Origin of the sequence: Psychromonas arctica, from assembly GCF_036697365.1 — a bacterium.
In the GTDB taxonomy this organism is placed as follows: domain Bacteria; phylum Pseudomonadota; class Gammaproteobacteria; order Enterobacterales; family Psychromonadaceae; genus Psychromonas; species Psychromonas arctica_A.
In genome coordinates, this window is record NZ_JBAHZA010000001.1 from 12,661 (window position 1) to 33,460 (window position 20,800).

General features: G+C 37.2%; 15 protein-coding genes. 5 read left to right on the forward strand and 10 right to left on the reverse strand.

Annotated features, from left to right (window positions below; genetic code table 11):
- Nucleotides 1-22: 22 nt before the first annotated feature.
- Nucleotides 23-583, reverse strand: coding sequence for a glutathione S-transferase (locus tag V5290_RS00060; protein WP_333380480.1), 561 nt, complete (start codon nt 581-583; stop codon nt 23-25).
- A gap of 540 nt (nt 584-1,123) precedes the next feature.
- The gene (locus tag V5290_RS00065) at nt 1,124-2,143 is read right to left on the reverse strand and encodes a GGDEF domain-containing protein (protein WP_333380482.1); all 1,020 of its coding nucleotides are present in this window, start codon (nt 2,141-2,143) and stop codon (nt 1,124-1,126) included.
- A 429-nt stretch (nt 2,144-2,572) separates the two neighbouring features.
- Here V5290_RS00065 and V5290_RS00070 point away from each other — a divergent pair, with 429 nt between their 5' ends.
- Nucleotides 2,573-3,850: a YjiH family protein gene (locus tag V5290_RS00070; protein ID WP_416351590.1), complete on the forward strand. Its 1,278-nt coding sequence runs from the start codon at nt 2,573-2,575 to the stop codon at nt 3,848-3,850.
- 107 nt (nt 3,851-3,957) lie between these two features.
- Complete coding sequence (locus V5290_RS00075) at nt 3,958-4,557, forward strand: MarC family protein (protein WP_333380486.1); 600 nt, start codon at nt 3,958-3,960, stop codon at nt 4,555-4,557.
- A gap of 24 nt (nt 4,558-4,581) precedes the next feature.
- On the opposite strand, the gene dinB is transcribed toward V5290_RS00075, so the two are convergent.
- A complete protein-coding gene (gene dinB / locus V5290_RS00080; protein WP_333381266.1) occupies nt 4,582-5,643 on the reverse strand; it encodes a DNA polymerase IV in 1,062 nt (353 codons plus the stop codon).
- Nucleotides 5,644-5,930: 287 nt separating this feature from the next.
- Between dinB and V5290_RS00085 the strand changes: the two genes are divergently transcribed.
- Both V5290_RS00085 and V5290_RS00090 read left to right on the forward strand, forming a co-directional pair.
- Nucleotides 5,931-8,312, forward strand: coding sequence for a heavy metal translocating P-type ATPase (locus V5290_RS00085; protein WP_333380488.1), 2,382 nt, complete (start codon nt 5,931-5,933; stop codon nt 8,310-8,312).
- A 69-nt stretch (nt 8,313-8,381) separates the two neighbouring features.
- Nucleotides 8,382-8,768, forward strand: a complete 387-nt coding sequence (locus V5290_RS00090; protein ID WP_333380490.1) for a MerR family DNA-binding protein — start codon at nt 8,382-8,384, stop codon at nt 8,766-8,768.
- 60 nt (nt 8,769-8,828) lie between these two features.
- On the opposite strand, the gene V5290_RS00095 is transcribed toward V5290_RS00090, so the two are convergent.
- From V5290_RS00095 to malQ, 7 genes are all read right to left on the reverse strand, one after another.
- Nucleotides 8,829-10,139 carry a dicarboxylate/amino acid:cation symporter gene (locus V5290_RS00095; RefSeq protein ID WP_333380492.1) on the reverse strand — a complete coding sequence of 437 codons (1,311 nt, stop codon included), beginning with the start codon at nt 10,137-10,139 and terminating at the stop codon, nt 8,829-8,831.
- 695 nt (nt 10,140-10,834) lie between these two features.
- Complete coding sequence (locus V5290_RS00100; RefSeq protein WP_333380494.1) at nt 10,835-11,602, reverse strand: class II glutamine amidotransferase; 768 nt, start codon at nt 11,600-11,602, stop codon at nt 10,835-10,837.
- 11 nt (nt 11,603-11,613) lie between these two features.
- Nucleotides 11,614-12,189: a D-sedoheptulose 7-phosphate isomerase gene (lpcA, locus tag V5290_RS00105; RefSeq protein ID WP_333380496.1), complete on the reverse strand. Its 576-nt coding sequence runs from the start codon at nt 12,187-12,189 to the stop codon at nt 11,614-11,616.
- A 314-nt stretch (nt 12,190-12,503) separates the two neighbouring features.
- A complete protein-coding gene (locus V5290_RS00110) occupies nt 12,504-12,788 on the reverse strand; it encodes a YeaC family protein (protein ID WP_333380498.1) in 285 nt (94 codons plus the stop codon).
- Between the two features lie 124 nt (nt 12,789-12,912).
- Complete coding sequence (gene glgX, locus V5290_RS00115; protein WP_333380500.1) at nt 12,913-15,015, reverse strand: glycogen debranching protein GlgX; 2,103 nt, start codon at nt 15,013-15,015, stop codon at nt 12,913-12,915.
- On the reverse strand, nt 15,016-17,331 hold the full coding sequence (gene glgB / locus V5290_RS00120; RefSeq protein WP_416351589.1) for a 1,4-alpha-glucan branching protein GlgB: 2,316 nt from the start codon (nt 17,329-17,331) through the stop codon (nt 15,016-15,018).
- 38 nt (nt 17,332-17,369) lie between these two features.
- A complete protein-coding gene (gene malQ / locus V5290_RS00125) occupies nt 17,370-19,577 on the reverse strand; it encodes a 4-alpha-glucanotransferase (RefSeq protein WP_333380503.1) in 2,208 nt (735 codons plus the stop codon).
- Between the two features lie 264 nt (nt 19,578-19,841).
- Here malQ and V5290_RS00130 point away from each other — a divergent pair, with 264 nt between their 5' ends.
- On the forward strand, nt 19,842-20,735 hold the full coding sequence (locus tag V5290_RS00130; protein ID WP_333380504.1) for a D-hexose-6-phosphate mutarotase: 894 nt from the start codon (nt 19,842-19,844) through the stop codon (nt 20,733-20,735).
- Nucleotides 20,736-20,800 lie beyond the last annotated feature (65 nt).

A 20,800-nucleotide genomic window follows, 5' to 3' on the forward strand; every position in this document is an offset into this window, starting at 1 on the left:
CGGCTAATGAGTTTTTCTTCTATTATTCTTTAGGCGCAGTCTGTGCAAAGTGTTCATCAGTTTGAGCAAGATCCAGTAACTGTTGCAATTCAGGAAAAGCATCTAAATTAATTTTATTCCTGAATAATGCCCATTCTAAGAAGATAGCCAAACGCATCTCAGCTTGTGATAAAGGCAAAGCTTGGCTAAGACTTTTATCATTCAGAGCAGCTAAACCTGATTCAATGCGTCCAACTTGACGTGTCAGATACACACTTTTATCTGCAGTGATACCATCAAATTTCTCTAGCATTACTAAGTTTACACAAGCATCTAATACTGTGTTGGTCATATTGTATAACTCAACTTCTTCTACATCTGTTAGAAACCCTTCTCCCACTAGTTCATACAAGTGTGTCAGGATAGAAGTTGAATCGGTCAGCTTTAATTCACAATCGACTAAAAGAGGTACTTTTTTAGTCGGAGATAATGTCGCACTTTGTGCAGCATCAATTTCAAGAAACTCACACTCTAATTCAGTTTGTAATAGTGCAATGCGACAGTGACGAACAAAAGGAGAAGTGTAGCTACCGTATAATTCCATGGAGAAGGCCTTTAAAGTAAGAGTAATAAAATCAATCAGATTTAATAAATGCTCTGTTGTATTTTACAGAACTAATATTCCGTAAAGTTCAGCTCACTTATTTAATATGATTGATATAAGGACGCGTGTTATCTCATTAACATAAACTTATTAATGGCATAACAAAGTAAAGGGTAAAGCTTAAGCAAAATGCCTATAACTTACTTTATGAAACTCCGTTATATTAGTCAATATAACTATTTCAAGAATATGTGAAAGCAATAATACCAATCACACTAATTAACTGATCTATTTTACTTGTTAAAATAACTTATTTCTTCGTTGTAATTTTCGGAAGTAGAGCAACTACTTAACTTAAATCACGCCTTGAACTCAGTCATTTTTCCTGCGTAAAATTTAGATCACTTATTTAATATAATTGGTATAACAAAGCAGTTAAATATTGTATTGTTGCATAAACTCAACATTAACCACTACGTGGCACCACTAAATAACATGGTAAAGTAACATTATGATTTAGATTATTATAATTTAACTATATTAAATAGGCAGAACACGGTTTCTTCCTAAGTTTTTAGCTTTATAGAGGTATTCGTCTGCACGCGCGATCACTTCTGTTATGCTCTCATTCGGCTGACTTTCCACCACACCAAATGAAGCGGTGATGTTGTTAATCATCTGTCCCGAACGCTTATCTTTTAAAGATAGTCTTTCTAATTTTTTACGTATAGACTCCGCAAAGTGCCGAGCAATTCGGATATTGGTTTTAGGTAACAGCATCACAAACTCTTCACCACCAAAACGATATGCACTACTTTGGTCACGCATACTTTCATTAATTTTACGGCCGACCGCTTTCAATACTTGGTCACCTAATAGATGCCCCCAGGTATCATTAAACTTTTTAAAATGGTCAATATCACAAAGGATAATTGAAAAACCACCACTGTTAGACTGCAGATAGCTTGTTAATTCTGTATCAAAGGCATGGCGGTTAAGAAGCCCAGTTAATGAGTCGTATAATGCAGCTTTACGTGATTCTTCTAGTTGACCTTTTAATGTACCAATTTCACTTTTAGCTGATGCAAGGCTATTACCAAAAAATTGAGTTGCATTACGCATCTGCTTTGCATCTTTTTCTAAGCTTTTTAATAACCCCACCACTTCCTCTATTGACCAGCCCTCTTCTTCGACCTTACCAATATTAGATACATTTTTATCAAAAGAGTGTTGAAATTCAGTCGTATCGGAATGGGTATCGCCAATGAGCTGATCCAGTTGAGTCATCATGTTTTCGAGCGTTGAACGAAACTCCCACGTTTCATTTTCTACAGTAGAGCTGACATGTTTACGATAAAGTGACTCTGCTTGTATTGGAGGACAAATATCACTTGCAGACAGTAACTTATCCATCGACTCTTTGAGCGCTGGATTTTTTTCAGCAACATAGTGATACCAAAGAGCATAATTATTCGGTGTGGTTGGCACTGAATATTTCATCATTAAAGGCAATGCTTTTTTCAGATTGTTAGCGGACTCTACAATTAGCTCTTTGCTCATAATATCTTTCTTATTAGGTTTATGAATTAATTAACTCAAATTATAAACCCTAAATAGGTATTTATGTATTAAAATATATTAGAACTAACTATCGATCCCATATTCTAACCTTATCGCTTTAATCACTGTGTAAGTATCTGTTATTTATTGCTTTGAGAAAGCGCTATTTCAGCTTAACTCCCTCTGAATAAGTAAATCAAAAACCTAAACATAACTTTTATTGATATTACGTAATATTTGCTGTTAATTGCCGATTTACAACACTATACAAAGCAAGTACTCTTGCGCCGCTGTGCAACATTGCACCCTATTTTAGTCGTTTTGACGGCTCTATTTTATGAAGGTAACAGAGTGACACAAAGAAAATCATTTACGCTAAGCACAATATTAACGTTCATTATCCCATCATTAATTGGGTTAATATTGTTTATGGCACCTATCCAGTACAATGATGCATTGACTATCCCGATTGCTATTATTTCTAAAGCCTTACAAGCATTATTAGGTGACACAATTACGCTTATTGTCACCATCGTTGTTTTGATCACAGCGATACTGAGCTTAATAAGCAAAATTGCCAATCCAGCGATTTTAAAGCGCTCGCCTTTTATTAATGACTTGCTGAATGTGAGCCCTATTTGGTTAATTATTCGAGTGTTAGGCGCAATATTTATTGTTGCTACGTATTGGGGAATTGGCCCTGAAATGATTAACTCAGGTAATACTGGTGCGTTAGTGCTTAATGATCTTATGCCGGTTTTACTGTGTGTATTTATTTTTGCAGGTTTATTATTACCTCTCTTACTTAACTTTGGTTTATTAGAGTTATTTGGCACGTTATTAACTAAGATTATGCGTCCGGTATTTAATTTACCTGGTCGAAGTGCTATTGATTGCATGGCGTCATGGTTAGGTGACGGTAGCGTAGGTATTTTAATGACCAGTAAGCAGTATGAATCGCGTTTCTATACTCAACGTGAAGCAGCTGTTATCGGTACGACTTTCTCAGCTGTATCAATTACTTTCTCATTGGTAGTTATTTCGCAGGTTAAATTAGAATATTTATTTTTACCTTTTTACTTATCTGTCTGTTTAGCGGGTATTGTGGCTGCGATCATCGTACCTAAACTACCACCGCTACGTAACAAGAAAGATCTCTATATCGATGGTACAGCGCGCCAAGAAGGTGATGAAAAAACACCAGAAGGGCATCATTTACTGTCTTGGGGATTTCACCAAGCTTTAACACGTGCAGAGCAAGCTAAAGGGATTAAGAGCACTATTCAGGATGGCATTAAAAATGTAATTGATATGGTATTTGGTGTTCTACCTGTAGTAATGGCGATAGGTACCATTGCGTTGATTATTGCAGAGTACACGCCTATTTTTGATTACTTAGGTATGCCATTTATCCCGTTACTTGAGCTATTACAAATTCCTCAAGCAGAACAAGCATCAACAACAATCGTGGTAGGTTTTGCGGATATGTTTATCCCATCTATTTTAGCTGCGTCAATTGAATCTGATATGACTCGTTTTATTATTGCGGCAATGTCAGTTACTCAGTTAATTTACATGAGTGAAGTAGGCGCACTATTATTAGGCAGTAAAATACCTGTTAATATCGCAGAATTGTTTATTATCTTTATTTTAAGAACATTAGTTACTTTACCTGTGATTGCAGGTGTTGCGCACTTTATATTCTAAAGGTAGCATCATAGCTAATTCATACCATGGCAGGCTAATACCCTGCCATTTTTCTATCCGACCTTTGAGGTCATCGCATCCAGCGATTATAAAAAAGAGAGTTTAAAATGGATTTTGCGTTATATCTTCATGCCATCACAGGTTTATTAGTGATTATTGACCCTATCGGATCTGCATTAATCTTTAATTCACTTACCGCAGGCAGTGATCAAAGACACCGTAATTTAATGGCGATTAAATCTATTATTATCAGCGGAGTAACATTAGTGTTATTTGGCAACTACGGTGAAACCCTATTTTCCCAGCTAGGGATCAATATTAATTCGTTACGCATATCTGGTGGCTTACTGCTGTTTTATACTGCTTTTATGATGATTACTCAGGAGCTTAAATTTTCTAGTAGCGGCAAAAATGCAGATATTTCGGTGTTTCCAATGTCTATTCCACTGTTGGCTGGGCCTGGCACATTAACTTTAGCTATTTTACTTTACTCGCAACCACCTGAAGCAGGTAGTACCATGTTATCTGTAACAGCAGCGATTGTTAGTGTATTGCTTATTACAATGGTTGGCATGGTTGGCTCAAAATACCTAAAGAAGATTATTGGTAAAACGGGTGATGAAATTTTACGCCGCTTCTTGGGCGTTATTTTAGCTGCACTTGCTATTCAGTTTATTTATGAAGGTGTGCGCAACATTTCTATGTAAAAGTAACGACCTAGCGATCAATCATCAATCATCAATCAAGCTTAATTGAATGGATTGCTCGCTAGACTTCTCGCTCAACCCTACGCTTACTCCTAATAATCGAATCGGCTTATCGGGATTAGCAATAATCAACTGGTGTAACAATTGTTCAAAAATACTCTGATTTAACTGTGAATACTTTCGCTCGCTACTCTTGATTGTAAAATCACTGAATTTCAATTTTACGCCTAATTTAGTGATCACTTTCTTTGATAAATGTTTTTCGACACGTTCGGTCAACTCTTGATAAAAATCAGCTAGTTTTAATAAACATTGTTCTTCGGTTAATAAATTATGTTCAAAAGTATGCTCCACAGCTACTGACTTGCGCTCTCTATTCGGCTGTACTTCGCGGTTATCAATACCTTTACTGTAAGCTAATAATGATTTCCCTAATTTCCCAAAGGTGAGTAATAATGCTTGTTCAGGATACTGTGCGACATCTGCACAAGTAACTAACCCTTTTTCAGCTAAATGCCCTTGCGCAACTTTACCCACACCCGGTATCTTCTTTAATGGTAGCGAGGCAATAAAGTTTGGTGCTTGCTCAGGGCTGATCACAAATTGCCCATTGGGTTTATTTTCATCAGAAGCTATTTTTGCAAGAAATTTACAATAAGAAACACCTGCAGAAGCAGTGAGATTGAGCTCTTGTTGAATAGCTCGTCTAATATCTTCTGCAATATAGGTAGCAGAGCCTTGGAATAAACTGCAATCAGTGACATCTAAAAAGGCTTCATCTAACGATAGAGGTTCAACAAGGTGCGTATAACGGTGAAAGATAGCCCGAATCTTTTGCGATATCTCAACATATACCGCCATTCTTCCTGGCACTACCAGTAAATCTGGGCACAATTGTTTCGCCTTAAATACTGGCATAGCGGAATGAATGCCAAACTCTCTAGCAAGGTAGTTACAGGTTGATAGCACTCCTCTACGTTGGCTTTTACCGCCGATCGCTAGTGGAATATCTTGATATGAAGGGTTATCTCGCATCTCTACTGCGGCATAAAAACAGTCCATATCAATATGAATTATTTTTCGCATAGCTTGCTGCTCTGCAACAGTTGAGATAACCGCTTTTAGCGCTTCTTTAGACATTTTCAAAAAACCTAACTATAAAATAATTCAAAAAACACCTTATTCAGTGAACTAAACGTGAGTAACTTAAAACCAACAAACAACTGTATTTATAAACAGTTTATTGTAAAGCGCAGATAAAGTAACTAATAATTTTCTGACTTATGTTGACGTTACCCTTAGGGTAAGGGTTAACCTTTCACTACGACTTCGACAACAATACGAATTAATACGATTAGTATAGGAGGGTAACAATGAATAACCCAAACACCATCACTTTTCCTGTCTATGGTATGCACTGTGGATCATGTGCAACTAACCTTAACAAAGCCTTTGATAGGATTGAAGGTATTGAATCTCAGGTTAATCTTGCAACGGAAAAGGCAACATTAACATTTGATGAGAACAATAATAAACGTCCTTTGGCTACTATGATAATGGAAGTACTATCTGAAAAAGGATATCAAACAGATCATCAAACGATTAAGTTTGAAGCAGAATGGTCATGCTCTAGCTGTGTAGAAAGCACTTTAAAAGCGATCAAATCTCACCATTTAGTGATCGATGCAACGGCTAACTTTGCAACTAAAACATTGCAGATAAATACCTTTGCAGGTATTTCAACTAAACAGTTTATTACAGAGTTGATAGCACTAAGTCCTTATCCTTTAACACATAAAGTCGCGATCACTACTCAACAGCAATTACAAAATAAACAAAAATCAGAACGAGAAAAACAACGCAAAGAAAATATGAGTCTGGTTATTGCCCTATTACTCAGCCTGCCGTTTTGGGCAGCAATGATTAATATGCTATTTAGTGATACCCCTTTATTATCACCTTGGGTAGAGTTTGCTTTTGCTACTCCGCTTCAGTTTATTATAGGCGCTCGCTTCTATAAAGGCGCTTGGAATAGTCTGAAAGGAGGCTCGGCTAATATGGACGTACTTGTTATTTTAGGTACTTCTGCGGCTTATTTTTTCAGCTTATTCCTCCTTTTAAGCAATACACCATCACACCTGTACTTTGAAACCAGCAGCTTAGTCATTGTATTAATTCGCTTAGGTAAATATTTAGAATTTCGAGCAAAGCAGGCGAGCAGTAAAGCCATTAATGCATTAAGTCAATTGCAGGTCTTAGATGCGCTAGTTAAAAAAGGTAAGACCTTCAAACGAACGCTGATAGAAGAGGTACAAGTTAATGACATAGTACAAGTAGCTGTAGGCGATAAAGTGCCTGTTGATGGTATCGTTATCGAAGGCAATAGCTACATAGATGAATCATTATTAACCGGTGAAAGCGCCGCTATTCAGAAACAACAAGATGCTCAAGTATTTGCGGGTACGTTAAATGGCGACGGCACGTTATTAATTAAAACCACTGCAGTCAATGAACAAACGAAATTGCATAATATTATTCAACTGGTTGAATCAGCACAAATGAGTAAAGCTCCGATTTTACAATTAGTAGATAAGGTCAGTGCTATTTTTGTTCCTATTGTTCTGCTCATTGCAGCTATGACCTTTACTGTTTGGATGTTTACGACTGGCGATTTAGAGCAGGCTTTAATGCACAGTGTTGCTGTATTAGTGATTGCTTGCCCTTGTGCACTTGGTTTAGCCACTCCAACGGCAATGGTAGTTGGAACAGGGTTGGCCGCGCAAAAAGGTATTTTAATTAAAGATATTAATACACTACAGCTTGCTCATAAGCTAAAGCATATTGCTTTTGATAAAACAGGTACGCTGACAAAAGGCCAGGTTGCGATAGATGATGTGACCGCTTTTGATTCACAGTTTTTACCCTTTTTATTAGCGATGCAGCAATCAAGTAAGCACCCTATTGCTAAAGCTGTTATTGCATACTGTAATGAAATGGATATTACTGCAGAGCAAATAAGTCAGCCACAAAACATACATGGCAAAGGCTTGCATGGGCGCTTTAAAGAACAAGATATATTAGTGGGAAATCGTAAGTTATTAAGCCACTTTGATATTAACGTTGAGCAACAATTAGCAAATCATAAAATCAACATAGCCGCTGATCAGAACGTTATTTACGTATGTTATGCTGACTCTTTATTAGGATTCTTTAGTATTGCGGACGAACTTCGTCCTGAAAGTCACACAGCTATCGGTGAACTTAAAGAGTTGGATATAACAACGACTTTAATCAGTGGTGACAAACACAGTGTTGTGCAAGCGATGAGTGAAGAATTAGGTATTAATAGCTTTTATGCTGAACAAACACCTGAGCAAAAGTTACAGCAACTATCACTCTTACAAAAAGACGGGTTAGTAGCCATGGTTGGTGATGGTGTTAATGATGCGCCAGCTCTTGCGCAAGCCGATGTTAGTATTGCAATGGGTGGAGGCAGTGATGTAGCGAAGCAAACTGCTTCGATGACATTGATGCATGACGATCCACAACTCATTGCAATGGCCATGAAAATATCTCGAGCAACTTGGACAACGATTCGTCAAAACTTATTCTGGGCATTTATTTTTAACGCATTAGCGATACCCGCAGCAGCATTAGGCTATTTAAGCCCTTCTATTGCCGCCATTGCAATGAGTGCATCGAGCTTAATTGTGTTGAGCAATTCATTGCTACTAAAGCGTACTCGTTTAAAATAACCTAAAAGGTTACGTTTATTAACCGTGTGTTATTAAAGCATACGGTTAAGAGCAATATAGGAAATGATTATGTTATCAATCAGCCAAGCAGCAAAAGAAACAGGTTTATCTGTTAAATCAATTCGACACTATGAAACCATTGGCCTCATTTCTGCTCCACCAAGAGAGGAAAATGACTACCGCTTCTACCCTGAGGAGATATTGCAACAATTGCATTTCATTTATAAAAGCAAACAAGCGGGTTTCAATCTTAAAGAATGTAAGGCGCTATTATTGTTATCTGAAGATGAACATAGAAACAGTGCAGACGTGAAGTCTATTGCACTACAAAAAATTCAGGAGATAGAGCTTCGCATTAAGCAACAGCAATCGATAGTCAATCAACTAAAAAAAATAACCCAACAATGTCCAGGTAATGAACAAGCAAATTGCAGTATCATTGATGCTTTTAGTTAACCCATAAAAAAAGCCCAGTTAACTAACTGGGCTTAAATTTAGTTAAAAATAGCGTCACTATTAACTATTTTTAGTTGAAACAAGTTCTTCAACTTCTTCCTTATTACCTGCATTAGGATCTTTGAATACATCAATATCCATCTCACCTTCAGACTTAGCAACAATACAAGTAACGACACTATCACCAGTAATATTAACTGCAGTTCGAATCATATCAACCAATCTATCAACGCCAAGTAACATTGCAATACCTTCAACAGGAAGGCCTACTTGGTTTAATACCATCGCTAACATAATAATCCCCACTCCAGGTACACCAGCAGTACCAATTGAAGCTAAGGTAGCCGTTAAGATAACAGCAATGTAATCAGATATTGTGAGATCAATATTAAATGCTTGAGCAATAAATACTGTCGCAACACCTTGCATAATAGCGGTACCATCCATGTTGATGGTCGCACCTAGTGGCACAGTGAATGACGCTACTTTATTGTTAACACCAAGGCGTTTAGTCGTAGTTTCTAATGTCGCAGGGATAGTCGCATTAGATGATGAAGTAGAAAACGCAAAGCTAATTGCAGTTTCCATTTTTTTGAAAAAGATAACCGGACTTAGACCCGTGAAAGCTTTAAAGAATGCGCTATAAGTAACCACAGCATGGATAACAAGTGCTGCCGTAATGACTAAAAAGTAGTTAATCAAGTTCCAGATCGCATCTAAACCAATTTCACTAAATAACTTCGCCATTAAGAAGAACACACCATATGGAGCAATCTTCATTAACATGACCACCAGCTTCATGATCACTTTATTCAGATCAAAGAAGATTGCTGCAATACGCTCACCAGCTGAGCCTGAAGCACTAATTGCAATACCGAACAGGATAGCAAATACAATGATCTGTAGTGTATTGCCTGCAGCCATTGCGTTAATTGGGTTAGTTGGGAACATGTTAATAATAACATCACCTAACGAAGGCGCATCTTTGGCAGCATAGGTTGTTGCTTGTGCTAAGTCGACACCAACACCTGGTTCAAAGATGTTTGCCATGAAGATAGCAAGTGTAATAGCAATCGCTGTAGTGGCCATGTAAAAAGCAAGTGTTTTACCACCTAGACGACCTAATGTAGACATATCCTTTAAACTACTTGTACCACAAACTAATGAGATAAAGATAAGTGGTACTACTAGCATTTTTAAGGTAGCGATAAAGATCTTACCACCAACATAAAATAATCCGTTAACAATGTAATCTTGCACAAATGCTACATCAGCCAATAAAGATCGAATTAAAAAACCAGTTAGGATACCAATTCCCATGCCGATTAAAACTTTCTTGGTTAATGACATTTTTTGCTTAGTTGCTGTCATAATAATTCCTTGTATTCCATAAATTTAATCTCTTAATCTTGATATGTTACTCAGATAATTAAGCCATCATGGCCATTCGACTGAGTCGATTAATCCTTTATTAACATCTGGGATACGCAACATATTTATCTTGATAAAAGAGCCGAAGCTAAAAAACGGCGCTATCTATACCATAACTAGATAGCAATAAGGAAATGTTAGTTATGTCGTATGAAGTGGATTTTATTAATTTCGATATCATTAATTAAGATAGCTAAACTGTTAGAGCCCCAGTAATACTGCCTTGTAGAGATGCTTTTGAAGCTAAATGACTTAATAATCATTTTATTATCTATTTTTATCAAAGACTCTGATAGCTGAAATGTGTTGTGCGCTTTTTGAGCATTCACTTTCATGAGGTCAATAACGTTTTCTATACGTAATTTATTCAATGCTAGTAATTTTCATACAGTACTCGATAATAAATTGGTAGGAGCAGCCCAAGTTTTACTTGCTGATCAGAGACCAAGTCAATAGAAGCTATTTTTTTTCAAGAGGTGAAGCCTTCGAGGTAGGTTTAGTTGTAAATATCTTTTAATAAGTTAGCCATTTACAAATTGCGATGATTATTCAATTAAACGGAAGATCAGTTTGAGGTAAATAATTAAGCATTAATATATGTACAAATTAATGCTTAATATTCAATGTGTTAACATTTACAATACCCGTTCACCAAAATGGAAAACACAAAACTCACCTTCTTGCATTTTTGTCCACGCTTCGTCTTTAGTTAAAGGACGTGTTGCAATCACTGTCACCACATCACTATCAGAAGTTTCTTCTTGGAAGTCGACTGTCATGTCTTCATCGATTAACTGTGCCTTACCAAAAGGAGCTCGGCGTGTGATCCAATGCAAATTATTAGTGCAATAACACATGACATACTCGCCATCTGTCAATAACATATTAAATACACCTAATGTTTTTAAATGGTCAGCGTAATCAGCTACCTTTTTAAACATACTTAACATATCTTCAGGTTGCTGTTGATATTCTTTGTGTAACTTATCAATAATCCAGCAAAAAGCACGTTCACTATCAGTTTGGCCAATTGGGTTAGCGTATCCCATTTCTAAGCTTTCATAACCACTAAGTTGACCGTTGTGCGCATAAGTCCAATTACGTCCCCATAACTCGCGAATAAACGGGTGTGTATTTTCTAAACTCACTCCGCCTCGATTAGCTTGCCTAATATGGCTGATCACCGATTTACTTTTTATAGGATATTGCTTCACCAACTCAGCAATTTTAGAATCACAACTCGGTTGAGGATCTTTAAAACTCCGGCAACCTTTACCTTCGTAAAAAGTAATACCCCAACCATCTTTATGAGGCCCGGTAGCCCCACCACGTCTTATTAAACCACTAAAGCTAAAACAGATATCCGTTGGGACATTGGCACTCATGCCTAATAATTCACACATTTTCTAGTAACCTAAGCCATCTTCTTTTCAATTAAGTAGATCAGGATATGAATGATCTTAATATGTACTTCTTGGATACGGTCAGCAAAGCCAAAATGTGGCACACGTACTTCAACATCAGCAAGACCAGCCATTTTTCCGCCGTCTTTGCCGGTTAACGCAATCACTTTAATGCCCTTTTCTTTGGCAACTTCAATTGCTTTTAGAATATTTTCTGAGTTGCCACTAGTAGATAAACAAAAAAGTACATCACCACGACGCCCTACACCTTGCAAATAACGCGCAAAAATTTGGTCATAACCGTAATCATTACCCACACATGAAATATGACTTGGATCTGAAATAGCAATCGCAGGGTAAGATGGTCGATGTTCTCTGTAACGACCTGTTAGTTCTTCAGCAAAGTGCATCGCATCACAATGAGAACCACCATTACCACAGGCTAATACTTTGCCTTCGTTTTTAAAGGAATCTGCTAGTAATGTCGCGGCATCTTCAATATGTTGTAAGTTGTTTTGATCTGATAGGAAGGCAGATAGCACGGTTTGTGCTTCTTCGAGCTCATCTTTAATTAATGATAAATTCATAATACTCACTTAATTCAATTAAAACTGACAAATCGTTGTTCAGTTTGAGTGTCGCTAGAAAAACTCATTAAACAACTAGCTTAAATACAGCTTAATGAGGAAATGATAAATATCGGCTCATGACAAAGTTAAGACCAATATTATTAATGAAAGCGGTGATGCATATTATCACTGCTTAACAATGGCAGTTTAAAGTACCTTTACATAAGTCTATTTTATCATAATAGACAGGGTATTTTATCATAATAGACAGGGTATTTTTCATAAGGTTTCGTTGCAAAAAACTGTCATTCTCAGTGGAGTTGCATGACTTTTTACAAGTTTAGTAAATGAAGATCATCATTCTCATCAGTTTGAGCAAACTGTTTCTTTAGCTCTTTTTTCGATTGCATATGGATCTCACCATTTTGCGCAATAGTAAAATGATCAGGGTCGATATTAAAGTGTTTTTGATAAGCCATCACTAACTGCAGTGAATGCGCTTTTTGTTCATCAGTCAAAGCGGCACCATCAAGCCACTTTCCGGTTTCCACCGCGGTACTAAGTTTTTGATAGAGTTCAGGAGTGATATTTTTTGCATACTCATTAATATTAGCCACACTTTTTACCTTGTACTACTTTAGATTCAATGCGATGAGTATATTTATTTGTTTAAAATTATCTAGTACTGTTTTAAGCGATATGAGCATTTTAGAAAGAACATCTTTCTAAAAGTGCGCTTACTCACTTTTTATCGTTATTTTGGGCTTCAAATAGTATTGTCGAATGTGCTTTAGCGTGGATTGAAGCTTCCTGCGAATTATCGTTTACCAGTGCACCATTTGCACAACTTGTATCTAATACTTTACGCCAAATCTTATTATTCGATAAATCAGGTAGTTCACAAGCAATTTGATAACTTGATGCATTTAAAATTAAGTACCAATGCTCGCCATCCGCTTTTCCTTCCTTTAAAGATAACGCAATCGCTTGTGAATTTGACGCATGCCAGTCTACCTCTTCCATTAAGTAACCATCAGGATGGTACCAAGTCACAATATCACTTTCAGGATCATTATCGTTTAAGTTTAAACCACCAAATAAGCGAGATTGAGCACGTAATGCAATCATATTAGTGGTGAAAGTAAGCAATAACTGATCGTCCTCGGATCTATCCCAGTTAATCCAACTAATTTGATTATCCTGACAATATGCGTTGTTATTACCCGATTGGTGATTGCCCATTTCATCACCAGATAAAAAATGCGGTGTTCCCTGTGATAAAAACAAAGTCGCAATCATATTACGTTTTTGTTGTTGTCTAAGGCGATTAATTCGTGGATCTTCTGTCGGCCCTTCACAACCATAATTTTCTGATAAATTATGGCCATGCCCATCACGGTTATTTTCACCATTTGCTTGATTATGACGTTCCTGAAATGACACCAAATCATCCAAGGTAAAACCATCGTGATAGCAGATATAATTGACACTAGTTGTATTGGTTCTGAACTTACTTGGGAAAAAGTCATGCGACCCTAAAAGGCGCGTTGCAACTTCTGAAACTTTACCTGTGTCTCCACGCCAAAACGAACGAATGGTATCACGATACCTGTCATTACATTCCTTCCATTGTTCAGGAAAAGCACCTAAACGGTAACCGCCTGGACCAATATCCCAAGGCTCAGCAATCAAAACGACTTGGCTTAAAATAGGATCTTGCATTAATGCTTTAAAAAATGCACTTCGCTCACTGAATCCAGATGGTTCACGGGCTAAAGTGACTGCCAAATCAAACCTAAAACCATCCACTTGCATCTCAGTTACCCAGTAACGAAGTGCATCTAGCGTCATTTTTAATGACCATGTGTAGTCGATATTCACCGTATTTCCGCAACCAGAATGATTACTATAACGTTGGAAGTCAATCCCCTGTTTATTGCTATCAAAACAATAATATTGACGATTATCAAAGCCTTTTAAGCTTAGTACTAGGCCATCTGCACCAGATTCTGCGGTATGGTTAAATACAACATCTAAAATAACCTCAATATTCGCCGCATGAAGCTCCTTAACCATGGTTTTAAATTCAGTAACAGCATTATATTGGCTGTAACGCGGTTCTGGGGAAAAGAAATTAATAGGGTTATAACCCCAATAGTTTGTTAAACCAAGATCACTTAAACGAGGTTCACTCATAAAACTAAACACTGGCATAATTTGTAAACTAGTTACGCCTAGTGATTGGTAATGCTTAATACTTTCTGGGTGCGATAAACCAAGATATTTACCACGCATGGCTAGGGGGATTTTTGAATTTGTTTGGGTAAAGCCTTTAGCATGCAGTTCATACAAAATACGATCTTCATCGGGTATATTTGGCTTCTCGGTATCCTGCCAATCAAAGTCGTTGTCCACCACCACAGACTTAGCAACATAATTATCATCGAGGTCACTTTGAGCCTGTACAAAGCTATGCTGTACTTTATTTAAAGCTTTTGCATAAGGGTCAATAAGCAGATTATTTTTATTAAAAAATAATCCATTAGCAGGCTTAAATTCACCGTCAACTCGGTAACCATATGCTTGACCAGCTTTAATACCTGCTAAATGAATGTGCCATAAATGAGAATGAGATGAAGTTAGTGAGTAACTATCAATTTGTTTTTCATGCTTATCAAACAAGCATAACTCAACAGATTGACCACCTTGACTATGCACTACAAAGTTACAGCCTTTTTCATCTAGGGTTGCGCCTAGAGGAAAACTATTACCTTTACTGGCAGTGAACAATGATTGCTGATGATGTTGACTGGCTATCTCAATTTCAATCTCATGTTTAGACATTTAAGCACCCTTTCGTTTTAAATACACCGTTGATAATGGTGGTAAATTAACTACTATCGAATGTTCTTTTCCTTGCCATGGATGTGCTTCACTAATAAACACCCCCATTTTTTCGCCCATTTGGTAATTACTACCCCAATAATATTCACTGTCGGTATTAATAACGACTTCATAATGGCCTATTTCATCCACTGCAATTCGGTACATTTGACGCGGCACAGGTGTGAAATTAGAAACACAAATCACATATTGGCTTTTGTCTAAATTATAGCGAACAAACGAAATAATGCTGTTGTGATCATCACTATGATCTAACCATTCAAAACCCTGAGGTTGATAATCTGATTCATACATAGCGGGATTAGTTTTATAAAAGTAATTGAGATCAGATATAAGCTGCTGCTGACCTTTATGTTTTTCAAACTCTAAAATACCCCAATCTAAACTCTGGTCGTGGTTCCATTCACGGCTTTGTGCAAACTCAGAGCCCATAAAATTTAACTTTTTACCTGGGTGACCATACATATACCCCATGTAAGCACGTAAATTAGCAGCTGTCTGCCATTCATCACCGGGCATTTTATCTAATAAGCTTTTTTTACCATGTACTACTTCATCATGTGATAACGGCAGAATAAAATGCTCGTTATAATGATATACCATGGCAAAGGTCATCTCATGATGATGATATTTGCGGTACATAGGATCTTGCGACATATAATTTAATGAATCATGCATCCACCCCATATTCCACTTAAAGCCAAATCCTAAGCCACCTTCAAAGGTGGGTTTAGATACACCAGTGAAAGAGGTTGATTCTTCGGCAATAGTCATGGCATTTGGAAATTGTCCATACACTTCTTCATTAAACCATTTCAGTAAGCTAATCGCTTCGTAGTTATGATTACCACCATCCACATTAGGTACCCATTCGCCTTCATCACGTGAATAGTCCCAATACAACATTGAAGCAACTGCATCTACACGCAAACCGTCGACGTGGAACTTATCTAGCCATATTAAGGCACTTGCTACTAAGAATTGACGAACATTATCACGCCCAAAGTCATATATGTAAGAGTTCCAATCTGGGTGCCAGCCACGACGTGGATCTTCATATTCATAAAGAGGAGTACCATCAAAACGTGATAAGCCATGTGGATCAGCAGGGAAATGAGCAGGTACCCAATCAATAATGATCCCTAACCCAACTTGATGACATTGGTCGATGAAGTATTTAAGGTCGTCAGCATCACCAAAACGACTGGTTGCAGCAAACAAGCCAACTGGCTGATAACCCCAAGAACCATCAAAAGGAAATTCAGAGATAGGCATGACTTCAAGGTGCGTGTAGCCCATCCCTAATAAATAAGGTAATAACTCTTCCGCTAACTCACGATAAGTGAGCATACGATCCTCACCGTTCTCTCTCTTACGTTTCCATGAACCAAGGTGAACTTCGTAAATACTCATCGGTGCGTAACGCTTATCACCGACTTGTGAATCACGCCATGCTTGGTCGTTCCATTGATAGCGCTGATGGTCAACGACAATCGATGCATGAGAAGGATATTGTTCAGCTTGAAAACCAACAGGGTCAGCTTTATGCGGTAAACGATGGCCTGCGGCATCTTTTAGTTCATATTTATAAGCACAACCCGCACTTAAACCAGGAATAAATAGTACCCAATGCCCACACCAACTTTTTTGCATAGGATGATGTTGCCCATTCCAAAAGTTATGCTCTGAAATAAGGCTTACACTACTTGCATTCGGTGCATAAACAATGAACCTCACACCACTAATAGAAACGCCATTAACGTTTATCGTTTTAAGTTGAGCACCTAAGGTGTGATATACATTTTGTGGTGCTTCATGTAGAGTCGACAAGCCTTCAAATGCGATATCATGAAACTGGTAGGGATCAATAACTTGGTGTTTGTCATGAGCATAAGTGGCGATCAGCTTGTAAACAAAAGGCTCAGTCGCGTCCGGTAAATTAATTTCAAATAATCCTGCGTCGTAGACATTAATTAACTGCCCTGCATTATTTGAATCATCCAGAGCGACAAACTCCACTGCCTTTGCATCAGGTAACCAAACTCTCAACAGATATCCTGACTTATCTATATTTTTAATTAAGCCTAAGGTTTCAAAAGGATTAGCTAGATTCGCTTTCTCTAATTTTGTTAATAATGTTGACTTTAATGGGGTTGCCACTAACTTATTCTGCGATTCAATATCTTTAACCAAGTTTGTTTTTGGCTGCTTTTTATTTTTATCTGCTACTGGTTTTTCCACATTTTTTTTAGTCATATCCATTACCTAATCAAAAATTATTTACTGTCTTACACTTAACAAGACCTAGCTTCCGTTACTTGCTTTAATAAAGAAATAATGTCTTTATCGGCAAAAATTGTCTCTATGTTATGTGAGAGTTTACGTTGCCAATTTCGATATTCATCACTCGTACCAGGTACATTAACAGGTTGATCCATTTCTAAGAAGTCTTCTAATTGTAGGCTCAATAATGACGCATTCCCTGCTGCAAGATGTTGTTGTAACTTGAAATTTAGCTGTTTATCCATACCTGTATTATTTGCATCATGGTAAAGGTCATCAGGAATAGAATGATGACCGTGTAAACTATTTAAAATTTGTTGCTTAGCAACAACTCGATCATTTAATAATCGCTCAAATACTGCTTGGTCAGGATAAAGGCCTAACTCGCGGCCTAAATAAAGGTCTTCACAATGCCAGTAGCCTTTAATGGTTGGCATATCATGTGTTGATAATGTTGCCATTGCTTGTTGTATATAGTGGTTAGGAGAAATAAATCCACCATCCGGTGCTTGTTCGAAAAAGAATACTTTATAGGAATATACACCTGCTTCTTGTAATAAAGTATCCATGCCTTCTGGAACGGTGCCTAAGTCTTCACCAATAACTAAGCATTGGTTACGTACGCTTTCTAAGGCTAAAATGTTAAGCATGTCATATACATTGTAATAAATGTAAGCACCGCTATCTGCAGTCTCACCTTCTGGCACCCACCACAAGCGGAGTAAAGCCATCACATGGTCAATACGTAATGCACCGCAATAGCTCATATTTGCTTGTAGCAAGTCAATAAACGGCTGGTAGCCAGATTGATAAAGCTGATCTGGAGCCCAGGGTGGTAGCCCCCAACTTTGTCCCAGAGGCCCCAATACATCTGGTGGAGCACCGATGCTAATATTTTCACAATATAAGTCATGATTAGCCCAGATATCACTTGCACTCTTTCCGACGCCAACCGCGAGATCACGATATAGACCAAGCGACATACCCAGAGATTGTGCTAGTTGATCAGCTTCGGCTAATTGTGCTTCGGTTACCCATTGGCAATAGCACCAGAATAAAATTTCTTGTTGATTATCAGCACACCATTGTTGTGTTGCTTCGTTTGAAAAAGATTGAAATGCTTCAGGCCACGCTGGCCAGCCCCACGCATTTTTATCTTCTGACAAAAATTTAAAACGTAATGCATCATAGGCTGCTTGTTGTTTTAAGGCTTCTCCTTTATCAACGACATATTGGCTGAAAGCATCAAATCGCTTTAACTGTTGTACATTATGACTGTCATCATCACTTTTCACTAAGCAATCAAATAATTCACGTAATGCGGACAATTTTATTTTTGTCACCGGTTCATAATCGACCCATTCGGTTTCACGTAAACTAGCGAGTGTTGATTGAAATGCATCGCTTGCAAATTGCTTTTGTAATGATTCGCAATATTGAAACTCTGGCACAGCGGTAATATCTGTGTAAATAATATTTAACCACTGACGAGAAGAAGGACTATAAGGACTTGCTTGCTCAGGCTGTGAAGGGTTTAATGCATGAATAGGATTTAATCCAATGAAGTCTCCGCCATTTTCAGCCGTTTTCTGTAATAACTCTTTTAAATCAGATAAATCACCAACACCCCAGTTTGTATCACTTTTCAAGCAATATAACTGAATACTGGTCCCCCAAAGTTTTTTACCTTGTTGGATAACTTCAGGTGTAAAGCAACTTGTAGGTGTAATAATTAATGACATCTCAGCAAGTGGTTCATCATTGCCCTCTTCTAATAAGGTCAAACGGTGATAACCGATATTCAAAGGCACAGCTATTACAACTTCGTATAACTGAAATTCAATGTCATTAATTTCTTTATTACCCATTAAAGGGAAATCTGTAGCAGTTAATGACGTATCAATTTCTAGGCCGTCTTCTGTAGTAATTCTGTAGATAAGCGGATCTGTCACAAAGTCGATAGGTAAATGTACTTCTAACGGGTAGCTTCCTGCTTCTTGCAAAACGGTAACAGGTGCTAAAATCGATAACCAGTGTTGCAGTTCTTGCTGTTGATAATAGTCCATCAATGCAGCTTCATCGTCAGCATCAATTCCCATGTGATTAATCAGCTTTTTGATTTTGTCTTCGGTAACTGTCGCTGGATTTCCCCATGCATCAACAAAATGCTGGTTTATTCCCTTGAGTTGCATAAACGACTCTAATGCAGGACTATTCATAAAACACCTATCTATATAAATTAACTTACTGTCATATTGACACGTTAAAATGAGTATTTAACTAATGACGAAGTTTTGCAATGACTTAATCACTCAAATATCCTCATTGCATAAAATATAACTGATAAAACAAGTTCGTTGGATAAATAAATATATAATTTAACTTATAGTAAAAACTGAGTTTTATTATTTTTAATCAATTTTGCTGGTGAGAAGTTAAATATAATAACTGTGCTGTATATTATTCATTACATAGGAAACAATATGATTTCACATTTAAAACTTAAGACAATCAGAACATTAAATGAACATATAAGTATTGAAATTGATCAAAATGGTTTTGAATTTATCATTTTAAAGCATAAAAAATTTGATGCTGCCTTTAGTTTATACGGTGCACACCTTGTTCATTTTCAAGCTAAAAATGCAGCGCCACTTATTTATTTGAGCAAAACTGCAATCTATGACTCTAAAAAAGCAATCCGAGGTGGAGTACCAATTTGTTGGCCTTGGTTTGGAAATACAGAAAAAAGTAAACAAAATGGATTAGCTTCACATGGTTTTGCGCGTACCAGTGAGTGGACGTTATCAACAATTAACATCACCGATCTAGGTATTGATATTGAGTTTTTGTTAGAAGCAAGCCAACAAACCAAAGCAATATGGCCACACGATTTCAACTTAACCTTAAAAGCATCTTTAACAGATCATATTGAATTAACATTAGTCACTGAAAACACTGGCGATACGCCTTTTAATTATAGTGGTGCATTACATACTTATTTACATATTGCGGATCATCGACAATGTACAGTGACAGGCCTGGCAGCAAACTACACCGACTCATTACAAAATAATCAAGCTAAAAAAAGCCAGCAAGTACTTAACATTGATCGCCCTATTGACTCTATCTATGAAAAAAGTGACGGTGCGATTGTAGTTAATGATGATGCTTATAAGCGAACCATCGCGGTCAGTAACGAAGGAAATGACTCCGTAGTTGTTTGGAATCCATGGATTGAAGGTGCTAAAGCCTTTGCTGATATGCCTGATGATGGCTATCAAACCATGCTTTGTATTGAGTCAGCTATTACTGCAGATCCTGGTTATTCTCTAAAACCTGGCGATTCACATGCATTAAAAACAATCATCAAATAGAGCAAGACTTTCAGAAATTAAATAAAAGTTACAGATAACAAACAAAAAATTCTATTTTATGAAAT